The sequence below is a fragment of the Thermotoga sp. RQ2 genome, from assembly GCF_000019625.1.
Lineage (GTDB): Bacteria > Thermotogota > Thermotogae > Thermotogales > Thermotogaceae > Thermotoga > Thermotoga maritima.
This window is the reverse complement of the sequence record NC_010483.1, coordinates 1,684,283-1,695,302: the sequence shown is the minus strand read 5'-3', so window position 1 is coordinate 1,695,302 and position 11,020 is coordinate 1,684,283. Positions and strand designations below refer to the sequence as shown.

11 protein-coding genes are annotated in these 11,020 nt (G+C 48.3%); 4 read left to right on the top strand and 7 right to left on the bottom strand.

Annotated elements, in window-relative coordinates:
- The first annotated feature begins 1 nt into the window (after position 1).
- The 4 genes from TRQ2_RS08630 (at position 2) to TRQ2_RS08615 (ending at position 3,422) form a co-directional block, all read left to right on the top strand.
- A complete protein-coding gene (locus TRQ2_RS08630) occupies positions 2-649 on the top strand; it encodes a CBS and ACT domain-containing protein (RefSeq protein WP_012311257.1) in 648 nt (215 codons plus the stop codon).
- Between the two features lie 88 nt (positions 650-737).
- Entirely contained in the window at positions 738-1,388 is a 651-nt protein-coding gene (locus tag TRQ2_RS08625; RefSeq protein WP_011944019.1) for a cytochrome c biogenesis CcdA family protein, read from the top strand.
- A 15-nt stretch (positions 1,389-1,403) separates the two neighbouring features.
- Positions 1,404-2,063 (top strand): thioredoxin fold domain-containing protein, encoded by a 660-nt coding sequence (locus tag TRQ2_RS08620; protein ID WP_011944018.1) that lies wholly within the window; start codon positions 1,404-1,406, stop codon positions 2,061-2,063.
- A gap of 159 nt (positions 2,064-2,222) precedes the next feature.
- Positions 2,223-3,422 carry an NADP-dependent isocitrate dehydrogenase gene (locus TRQ2_RS08615; RefSeq protein ID WP_012311256.1) on the top strand — a complete coding sequence of 400 codons (1,200 nt, stop codon included), beginning with the start codon at positions 2,223-2,225 and terminating at the stop codon, positions 3,420-3,422.
- A gap of 20 nt (positions 3,423-3,442) precedes the next feature.
- Here the strand turns inward: TRQ2_RS08615 and TRQ2_RS08610 are convergent, their stop codons facing one another.
- From TRQ2_RS08610 to zwf, 7 genes are read right to left on the bottom strand one after another with little or no spacing between them, the layout of a single operon-like run.
- Complete coding sequence (locus TRQ2_RS08610) at positions 3,443-4,450, bottom strand: ABC transporter permease (protein ID WP_012311255.1); 1,008 nt, start codon at positions 4,448-4,450, stop codon at positions 3,443-3,445.
- A gap of 42 nt (positions 4,451-4,492) precedes the next feature.
- Complete coding sequence (locus tag TRQ2_RS08605) at positions 4,493-5,998, bottom strand: ABC transporter substrate-binding protein (RefSeq protein WP_012311254.1); 1,506 nt, start codon at positions 5,996-5,998, stop codon at positions 4,493-4,495.
- A 15-nt stretch (positions 5,999-6,013) separates the two neighbouring features.
- The gene (locus tag TRQ2_RS08600) at positions 6,014-6,991 is read right to left on the bottom strand and encodes an ABC transporter ATP-binding protein (RefSeq protein ID WP_012311253.1); all 978 of its coding nucleotides are present in this window, start codon (positions 6,989-6,991) and stop codon (positions 6,014-6,016) included.
- Entirely contained in the window at positions 6,978-7,949 is a 972-nt protein-coding gene (locus TRQ2_RS08595) for an ABC transporter ATP-binding protein (protein ID WP_012311252.1), read from the bottom strand. The genes TRQ2_RS08600 and TRQ2_RS08595 overlap by 14 nt, the downstream gene beginning before the upstream one ends.
- A complete protein-coding gene (locus tag TRQ2_RS08590; protein WP_049749669.1) occupies positions 7,946-8,851 on the bottom strand; it encodes an ABC transporter permease in 906 nt (301 codons plus the stop codon). Before TRQ2_RS08590 ends, TRQ2_RS08595 begins: the two co-directional genes overlap by 4 nt.
- 25 nt (positions 8,852-8,876) lie before the next feature.
- On the bottom strand, positions 8,877-9,539 hold the full coding sequence (gene pgl, locus TRQ2_RS08585; RefSeq protein ID WP_012311250.1) for a 6-phosphogluconolactonase: 663 nt from the start codon (positions 9,537-9,539) through the stop codon (positions 8,877-8,879).
- Positions 9,524-11,014, bottom strand: a complete 1,491-nt coding sequence (gene zwf, locus TRQ2_RS08580; RefSeq protein WP_012311249.1) for a glucose-6-phosphate dehydrogenase — start codon at positions 11,012-11,014, stop codon at positions 9,524-9,526. Before zwf ends, pgl begins: the two co-directional genes overlap by 16 nt.
- Positions 11,015-11,020 lie beyond the last annotated feature (6 nt).

Below are 11,020 nucleotides of genomic sequence, written 5' to 3'. Positions count from 1 at the left end.
CATGCTTGTCAAGGATTTCATGACGAGAAATCCCATCACCATCGCTCCAGAGACCTCTTTTTCTGAGGCCCTCAAACTCATGAAACAGAACAAAATCAAACGCCTCATAGTGATGAAGGATGAAAAGATCGTCGGTATCGTGACAGAAAAGGACCTTCTCTACGCATCTCCCTCTAAAGCCACGACACTAAACATCTGGGAACTCCACTATCTTCTTTCCAAGCTCAAAATCGAGGAGATCATGACAAAAGATGTCGTCACAGTGAACGAAAACACACCGATAGAAGACGCGGCAAGGATAATGGAGGAGAAGGATATAAGTGGACTCCCCGTAGTTGACGATGCGGGACATCTTGTTGGAATCATCACACAGACTGATATCTTCAAGGTCTTCGTAGAGATATTCGGAACCAAGAGGGAAGGAACCATAAGGTACACAATGGAAATGCCAGACAAACCGGGTGAACTTCTCGAAGTGGCAAAGAGAATCTACGAAGCAGGCGGGAACATCATCTCCATCGCAACACTTTTCGAAGAAGGGAAGGATTCTTACCTTGCCACACTCAGGGTGGAAAACATCGACCATGAAAAGTTCGTGAAATCCCTCGATGAAATCGATGTGAAGCTTCTGTACTACCATTCAAACTGAATCGTTAGCCCCCTCGCTGTGAGGGGGTGTTTCTGTGTTATAATTATTTTGGACTTTTTCAGTAGAAAAAATGAAGAGGAGAGAGAACATGAGTTTCGCCGTCGCAGAAGTGAGTTACTGGATGGCTCTCGGATATGGCTTTCTCGCATTTTTCAGTCCGTGTGTCCTGCCCCTGATCCCCGCTTTTCTTGGCGTACTCTTTGCCTCGAAAGGAGATTTCCTGAAGATCATAGGTTTTTTCGTGGGAATATCTTCTCTCTTTTCAGTCATAGGAGTCCTTTTTGGACTGTTTGGAAATTTCATTCCTACTTACATACTCACGTGGATTTCCGGGCTTGCTCTCGTAGTCTTTGGATTGTTTTACCTGTTCGATGTTGAACTTGTGAAGATGAAAAAGAATCCCAACGTGTGGCGCTACAAAGGGGAAGGATTCCTGAATGGTTTCTTACTCGGTGGTAGTGTGGGACTCGTGTGGATTCCCTGCTCGAGTCCTATACTGGGGAGTATCCTCGCGATAGTGGCGAGTGGAAGAGAACCGGTGAAGGGAGGAGTACTTCTTTTCCTTTACTCTCTGGGTATTTCGATTCCGTTCATACTGATGGGAGGATTCGTCAACAGACTTTTGAACCGCGTCAGTTTCAAAAAACCTGTGTGGATGAATGTTCTCAAAGTAGTGGGTTCTCTCTCACTCGTTCTCGTTGGAGTGCTCATTCTCACGGGAAGGTTCATCACATACTGATGGGAGGATGGTACTGTGAAAAGGTTCTTAATCATCGCGATTTTGGCTTTGAGTGTGATCTCACTGGCCCTCACTTTAGATGATGCCTACAGACTCGCAAACATCACCCAGAGAAAGCTGATCATGATGTTCTCGAGTCCAACCTGTTACTACTGTAATCTGTTCAAGAAAGAAGTATTCCCGAAAGAAGATTTCCAGGAAATTCTGATTCCAAACTTCGTCTTCGTTGAGCTGTACGCCACAGATGAAAAAACCACACTCTTTGCGAAGGAAGTTCTGGGAGAGGAATCGGTTAGCTACAGGGATCTCTTCGCTGGATTTGGTGTGAGAGGAACGCCTACGTTTTTCTTTTTCAAGGGAAAAGAAGGTCTGGGATACCTTCCTGGCTACGTGGACAAAGACAACTTCATAAAGATTCTGAAATACGTCGCTCAGGAGTTGAAAGAAGACTTCCAGACCTACCTGAAGAAAGACGATCCGTTCGTGGGTGAGCCGTTGATCATCGAAATTTCCAAAGAAGACGCAGATTTCGTTCTGAAAAAAGATAAAAACGCTGTGAAAGTGGATACCGTACCGAACGAAGTGAGAAGAGACAGGATATACGTGACGGATTCGCCAGATGTTGCAAAGACCCTTCAGGAAAAAGGCGCTCTCCGTGTTCTGCTCGTTAAATGAAAGAGGGTGCTTCCGCACCCTTTTACTTTTTGCAACGATTTCCTCTTGAGTCAAATTTCACGAAAGCGTTAAATGAAACGATGAAACTCCACATCTGAAGTCCAAAAAAGGATGGTATCATTAATAATAGCAACGATCACAGAAAAGGAGGTACGAAGAGTGGAGAAGATCAAGGTTAAAAACCCCATTGTCGAACTCGACGGTGACGAGATGGCACGCGTGATGTGGAAGATGATCAAAGAAAAACTCATCCTTCCCTATCTCGACATCCAGCTGGTTTACTTCGATCTCGGAATAGAGAAGAGAGATGAAACAGACGATCAGATCACGATCGAAGCGGCAAAGGCCATCAAAAAGTACGGTGTCGGTGTCAAGTGCGCAACGATCACCCCAGATGCGGAAAGAGTGAAGGAATACAACCTGAAGAAAGCCTGGAAGAGTCCAAATGCCACCATCAGAGCGTACCTCGATGGAACGGTTTTCAGAAAGCCCATCATGGTGAAGAACGTGCCACCGTTAGTGAAGCGCTGGAAGAAACCGATCATCATAGGAAGGCACGCCTACGGTGACATATACAACGCTGTGGAAGCAAAAGTAGAAGGCCCAGCAGAAGTGGAACTTGTGGTGAGAAACAAAGAAAACAAAACACTCCTCGTACACAAATTCGAAGGAAACGGTGTTGTCATGGCGATGCACAACCTGGAGAAATCGATCAGAAGTTTCGCTCAGTCGTGTATAAACTATGCTATCTCTGAAAAGGTCGACATCTGGTTTGCAACGAAAGACACGATCTCCAAGGTGTACCACGCGTACTTCAAAGACATATTCCAGGAAGAGGTCGACAAAAGAAAAGAAGAACTCGAAAAAGCCGGAGTGAACTACAGATACATGCTCATAGATGATGCGGCTGCGCAGATTTTGAGAAGTGAGGGCGGCATGCTCTGGGCCTGCATGAACTACGAAGGGGACATCATGTCCGATATGATCGCCTCAGGTTTCGGCAGTCTCGGTCTCATGACGTCGGTTCTCGTCTCTCCCGATGGGATCTACGAGTTCGAGGCAGCCCACGGCACGGTGAGAAGACACTACTACAGATATTTGAAGGGAGAAAAGACCTCGACGAATCCAACCGCATCGATCTTCGCGTGGACAGGTGCTATAAGGAAGAGGGGAGAACTCGACGGAACACCGGAGGTGTGTGAATTCGCAGACAAACTGGAGAAGGCTGTGATAAACACCATAGAATCCGATGTGATCACAAAGGACCTTCAGCCTTTCACAGAACCACCGATCGACAAGTATGTCACTCTCGAAGAGTTCATAGACGAAGTGAAGAAGAATCTCGAAAAATTACTGTGAGCGGGGCCTTCCCGCTCTTTTCAATATCTCACCCTGGGATCTATCAGAGCGTTGATCACATCGACGAGAATGCTTATCACCACCACGATCAAAGCGAAGAAAACGACCGTGCCCTGTATGGCAGGAAAGTCCCTGTATCTGATCTTCATCACAAGATAACTTCCAAGACCAGGCCAGGAGAAAGTGGTTTCTGTGAGGACCGCACCTCCCAGAAGGAGTGCAAACTGAAGTCCCATCATCGTGAAGATGGGTACCAGAGCGTTTTTCAGGGCGTACCTGAACAGAATTACCCTCTCCTTCAAACCGCGGGCACGAGCCGCCTTCACGAAATCCTGGGCCAGTGTTAGAACGGTGTTGTTCCTCACCATACGGACAAAGACGCTGGAGATCACGAGTCCGAGTGTGAGTCCCGGAAGTAAGAGATGTTCGAAGACGTCTTTCAGTGCTTCCCAATTTCCTGTGAAAAGCGCATCTATCGAATAGATACCCGTTATCACTTTCAAATTCATAGTGGGTGACAATCGCCCACCAACGGGAAGCCATCTCAAGATAACTCCGAAGATGTACTGCATCATCAAACCGAACCAGAAAACCGGAACCGCGTACATCACCATTGAAAACATCCTGGCACCTATATCAACACCGCTGTCTCTTTTGTACGCAGCGAAGCTCCCCCAAAAGATACCTATGAGGACGGCTACGATGAAAGCGAAGAGTGTCAGTTCCAAAGTCGCGGGAAATCTCTCCTTTATTTCTTCCCAAACGGGTCTTCCCGTCAGTGTAGATTTTCCCAGATCACCTTTGAGAAGATCTCCAATGTAATCGAAAAACTGGACGATGATGGGTTTATCGAGACCGAGCTCGTGTCTCTTCTGTTCGATGACTTCCTTCGGTGCTTTTCCTCCGAGAATAGCGAGCACCGGATCCCCGGGTATGATCCTGAGCACCAGGAATATGAGTGCCAGAAGAATGAATATCATCGGAACAGCAAGAACGATCCTTGTTATCACGTAGTTCTTCAGGGACATCACGGCACCTCCAGAAAGCCGCCCCCAGGGGGGCGGCATTACTCACTCTTCCCAGTAGAGTATGTAGTATCTGAATATCTGTGTGGGCTCAAGCAGGATCCCCTTCACCTGCTTTTTCGCTGCACAGGTGGCAACACCCTGCCAGAGCGGTATGTAGGGAACGTCCCTGGCGAGGATCTCCTGGACCTTGTAGTAGATCTCGGCTCTCTTTTCCTGATCGGTGAGCTTTCTGGCTTCTATCATGAGGTTTTCCACTTCGGGATTCGAATAGAAACTTCCCAGAGATTTTGCACCACTTTCGCTCAGGAAGGGCCACACGTAGTCATCTGGGTCGAGATAATCCGGATACCAACCAAGCAGGAACAGTCCCATGGTACCGTTCAGGAAATATTCCACGTAGGTGGACCATTCGGCGTACTTCAGGTTCACTTTTATGACACCCGTTTCTTCGAACGATTCCTTCAACACCTGTGCAACGTCCGCCTCCGTTGTTCCGTAGTGTGTGGGTGTGTACCAGAGATCGATCACGAGCGGGTTGTTTTCGTCGTAGCCAGCCTCTTTGAGTAATGCTTTTGCTTTTTCCAGATCTCTCTCAGGGAAGACACTCTTGTGTCCCCACATGCCTTCTGGAATCATCGAGTACAGCGGTTTTGCAAGCCCTGCAAACACGTCCTCGACGATGACAGACCTGTTGACCGCATAGGCGAGTGCCTGTCTCACTTTCACGTTGTCGAACGGAGGCTGTGTCACGTTTATCACGAGATATCTTATTTGCGGGCTGTTTCCTTTGTAGACAACAATGTCCTCTCTTCCCTCAAGATCGATGATATCCCTTGGATCGAGATGCCTGTATGCAACGTCGATCTCTCCTGTTTCGAGTGCCAGTCTGAGGGTGGAGGCACTCTCGTAGAAGTTGATCACGATGGTCTTTGTCTTTGGCTTTTCACCGAAGTAGTTCGGATTGGCCTCAAGAACGATCCTCACGTCTCTGATCCACTCTTTGATCCTGTAAGGCCCAGAGGCCGAAGGTATCCCTTCGTAGAAGGAATCGGCTGGATAAACCTTTGGATTCACCGGATAGGCCACGGTGTAGCCAAGAACGGAGACGAACGCGGAGAACGGGTACTTCAGTGTTACACGGAACGTGTAATCGTCCACCACTTCCGTTTTTTCGACTATGTCCGAAAGCAAAAATGCGGGATCTCCGTTGAGTCTCATAACCCTGTCGAAGGAATACTTGAACACGTGTGCATCGATCGGTGTTCCATCCTCGAACTTTGCGTCTTTTCTCAGATAGAAGGTGTAGACCGTTCCCGTTTCATCGACTTCCCATCTTTCTGCGAGCACCGGTTTCAGGTTGCTGGTTCCTATCTCGTAGTCAACCAGACCGACCAGGACGTTCTGGAGTATGTTCGAGGAGAAGTAGTCATAGCAGTTTGCAGGATCGAGAGTTCTGATCTTGTCCGTGGTACCCACCACGATGATGTCCTTTGCTGCAAAAGAAAGAGTCACCGCCAGAACCAGAAACAACCAGACAAGCCTTTTCATACCCACTACCTCCCTTCAAGTGTAGAGATGACACGCCACTCTGTGATTTCCTTCGACCACCTTGAGCTGAGGTTCCTCTTCTGTACAAACATCCATTCTGTAGGGGCACCTGGGATGGAACCTGCATCCAGATGGAACGTCTATAGGGTTTGGGGTTTCTCCTTCGGGTATGAACTTTTTCTTTTTCTTGAGCGTGGGCTCGGGCACCGCAGAGATGAGTGCCTGGGTGTAAGGATGTTTTGGGTTCACATAGATGTCTTCGAAACTGCCTATCTCCACTATCTTTCCAAGGTACATAACGGCGATCTCGTCGCACACGTACTTCGTTGTGGCAAGGTCGTGTGTGATGAAGAGCATGGTGAGGTTGAACTCTTTTCGAAGATCCTGAAGAAGTTTCAGCAGTTGAGACCTCACGGACACGTCGAGCATGGCCACCGCCTCATCGGCGACCACAAAGCGGGGTTTCAAAATCAGGGCGCGTGCTATGACCACCCTCTGTCTCTGCCCTCCTGAGAGTTCCCTCGGGTATCTTCTGTAGAACTCCTCTGCGGGTTCCAGATTCACCTTTCTGAGCATCTCGAGAACCATTTCCTTCCTCGATGACCTGTCACCGATTCCGTGTATCTCAAGGGCGTGTTCTATTGCTTTTCCCACCCTCATGTATGGGTTCAGAGAGGCCATCGGATCCTGGAAGATGATCTGCATTTCCTTTCTGAGTTTTCTCATCTCTTCCTTTGAGAGTTTCGTGATGTCTTTTCCATCGAACAGTATTGTGCCAGCAGTCGGCTCTTCCAGTCTCAGAATTACTCTACCGGTTGTGGTCTTTCCGGAACCGGACTCCCCCACCAGTCCCAGACTCTTTCCTTCTTCGATACGAAAACTCACACCATCGACCGCTTTCACGTACTTTTTTGGTTTTCTCAGTATCGCATCGATCGGTCCGCGCCTTACAGGAAAGTGCTTCTTCAGGTCTTTCACTTCAATCAGAGCCATTCCGATCTCCTCCATAGAGCCAGCATTTCACACGCGTTCCGTCCACTTCGAACTCCGGAGGCTCTTTTTCTCGACAGATCTTCATCGCCTTTTCACACCTTGGAGCGAATCTACAACCCTTCGGTGGATTCGACAGATCGGGGGGAGAGCCAGGTATGTACTTCAGTTCCCTGTCGTTTATATCGGTGTTCGGTATGGACTCCAGCAGTGCCACTGTGTAGGGATGAAGGGGCTCGGTGAAGATCCTTTCCTTGGTTGCCAGTTCCACCAGATGGCCTGCGTACATCACACCGATTCTATCTGCCGCTTCGGCGACCAGTCCCATGTCGTGGGTTATCAGTATCATGGATGTGCTGTGTTCTCTGGAGAGTTTCTCAAGTAGCTCCATTATCTGGGCCTGTACGATCACGTCCAGAGACGTTGTGGGCTCGTCCGCTATCAGAACGGCTGGATTCAGAACTATGGAGAGAGCGATCATCACCCTCTGCCTCATGCCGCCGCTGAACTGAAACGGATAATCCCTCAACCTGTTTCTGTTTATACCAACGTCTTCAAGGGCACTAGCCGCAAGTTCTCTGGCCTCTTCTTCACTGAGATCGGGCCTGTGTGTGAGTATCATCTCCACAAAGTGGTCTCCTATTCTGAGGATTGGGTTGAGCGATGTCATCGGATCCTGGAATATCATGGAAACCTTCGAACCTCTGATTTTCCTCATCTCCTCGTTCGACAGCGAAGAAACATCTATTCCGTCCACCTTTATACTTCCTTCCACGATGGTTCCCTCTGGAAGAAGTTTCATGATGGCAAAGCCGAGGGTCGATTTTCCACAGCCGGACTCACCAACAAGTCCCAGCGTTTCTCCCTTCTCCAGGTCGAAAGAAACATTCTCAACAGCCCTTACAAAACCCTTCTCCGTTCGATACCTCACACTCACGTTTTCCAATTCAAGCACCTTCATTTGCTTCTCTCCCCGATATTCGGATTGAGAATTTCGCTCAACCCTTCACTGAACATGGAAAAACCAAGAACGGAAGTGATGATTGCAAGGCCGGGGAACAACACACCCCACCAGGCTCTGCTCAGGATGAACCTCTGGCCGTTGCTGAGGTCGAATCCCCAGTCCGGAGTGGGAGGAGCTATTCCAAGCCCAAGAAAACTGAGACCCGCTTCCGTCATGATTGCATCGGCGAGGTTCATGGAGAGAACCACCACTATCGATGGGAAAACGTTGGGAAGCACGTACTTAACAAGGATTTCCCAATCTTTCGCACCGAGTGCCCTTGCCGCTTCCACGTAGAGTTCGTTTTTCACGCTCGTGACCTGGTTTCTCACCACTCTAAAATACGTGGGCGCATAAACAACGGCGATCGAAACGGCTATGTTCATCATTCCGGGCCCCAAAACCGCTGCAACTGCTATGGCAAGAATCAAACCCGGGAAAGAGTAAACGGCGTCCATCACAAGAGTTAAAACGCGGTCGAAGATACCTCCAACGTAACCAGAGATCAAACCGAGGGGAATACCTATCGCAGCCGCTATAACAACAGCGAGAAACGCCACCATCAGGGCGATTCTCGAACCGTAGATCACTCTGCTGAAGATATCCCTTCCAAGGTTGTCGGTGCCGAATAGATGCTTTTCCGAAGGAGGTTGCAAAGATCTTCCCACCCGTACGGTAGGATCGTAGGGAGCAAGAACTGGGGCGAAGATGGCCAAAAAGATGTAAAACAAAAGAATGATCATTCCGACGAAAGCCAAAACACCTGTTCTTCGTCTGAACAGCTTGAAGACCGGCCTGAAGACTCTCTCAGAGACCACAACCTTCGACCTCGCTTCTCTTTTTTTATAATAATACCACATAATGGAATAAGTTTCAATTTCCGAATTATTTTCCCACAAACCAGACGGTTTTCTCTTTGCCTCTCACGGAGTAAGCGGGAAGGGGTGTATCTCTTAAGATCTCCGTTAGTCTGTTTATCTTTTCTTTCCCCCTGATGAGAAAGAACACGTACCGTGATGTGTTCAGTGCACGAAACGTCAGGGTGACTCTGGGAACCTTAGGATCACCGGAAGGATCCGTGAAAGTCACAAGGCCGTCTTTATTTCCCGTTTCCAAGTCGAATATGGACGCGACATGGCCATCGGGACCCATTCCAAGAATAGCGAGGTCGAACTGGTCAGTAGCTGATCTTATTCCCCTCTCATATTTCTCACAGGCTTTTTCAACAGGAAGAGAAGTGTCAACGTAGTGAACATTACTTGAAGGGATCTTTGCTCTGCTGAAAAGGACCTCGTTTATGTTCCTGAAATTGCTTTGATCTGAGTCGAGAGGTACGTACCGCTCGTCGCTCAAAAAGAAGTGGATGCGATCCCATGGGAGCTTCTGTTCTGCCAGTTTCTCGTAAACGGGAAGAGGTGTTTTCCCACCGGCAAGAATGACGAAGATCTTATCCTTTTCCTCGAGAAGTTTTTCCATCTTTGTGCGAATTTTCTCGACTACAAAATCAACGTACCCATCTTCGAGCAGGTATATCACAGTTTTCTCCATTTTCTACCGTCCCTCTCTATGAGTAGATCGGCTTCTCTCGGTCCCCACGTTCCCGCCGGATACACATGCGGTGAAAAGCGAATAGGATCGTTTTCCCAGGCCTTGAGAACGGGATCGAGAAGTTCCCAGGAAACCTCGAGGTCGTCTCTTCTCATGAAAAGTGTAGGATCTCCAAGTATCACGTCCAGAAGGAGTCTTTCGTAAGCGTCGGGCAGTTTCACTCCAAAGTAATCCTCGTACCTGAAGTCCATACTGAGAAGCTGTGGAAACATGCCGGGACAGGGCCTTTTCACCTGAAACTCAAGAGAGATTCCCTCGTTTGGCTGCAAGGTGAAAACTATCGTGTTCGGCTCCAGTTCATCAGAAGGTACACCGGCAAAGATCGAATGAGGAATCTTCTTGAAGACAACAGCAACCTCGGTTATTTTCCTGGGAAGTCTCTTCCCGGCTCTCAGATAGAAAGGTACACCGCTCCACCTCCAGTTGTCTATGAAGAGTTTCATGGCAACGAAGGTCTCAACGTTGGAGTCTTCATCCACTCCTGGTTCTTCCCTGTAAGCCGGCACTTCTTTTCCGTTCACAACCCCTCTTCCATACTGGCCTCTGACGATCCAGTTTCCCATTTCCTCCACAGGGAACGGTCTGATCGATCTGAGAAGTTTCACCCGCTCGTTTCTGAAATTCTCTCCATTGAAAGAAGAAGGAGGTTCCATGGCGATCAGTGCGAGGACCTGAAGCATGTGGTTCTGGAAGATATCCCTGAGGAGTCCCACGTTTTCGAAGTATCCTGCTCTGTGTTCAACACCTATGTCTTCGGCCATCGTGATCTGAACGTGATCCACGAACTTGTTGTTCCAGATCTCCTCGAATATGAAGTTGGCAAACCTGAACACCAGTATGTTCTGAACGGTTTCTTTTCCAAGGTAATGATCGATTCTGAAAATCTGATCTTCCTGGAAGTACTTCTTAAGAGTTTCTTCCAGTCTTCTGGCCGATTCCAGGTCTTTCCCGAACGGTTTCTCAATCACAACGCGCGCAGGTTTTTCGTTCAACCCAGATTTCGAGAGATTTTCCAGAATAGGAATGTAAAGATCCGGAGGAACAGCGAGATAGAAGACCAGATTGTTGGAATCGATCCTTTTCATGAGAGTCTCGATGGTGTTTTTCAACTGTTTGAAGCTCTCAGGATCCTGATAATCCACGCTGATGTAACTGCAATGTTCCAAAAAATCAGGGTTGGCATCGAATCTGGATCTGAATTTCTTATCGTCCATTTTCGTTCGTGCCGCACCGAGAACGAAAAAGCGTTCGGGCAGAATACCTGCCTCGAACAACCTGTTCAAAGCGGGAATGAGCTTTCTTTTTGTGAGGTCACCAGAAGCACCGAAGATCACAATTCCGAAAGGTTGTTCGATCTTTGGAAAACACCGGAGGGTATCATCCGGACATTTCTCCAATCCCAGACTGCACTTCATGATCTC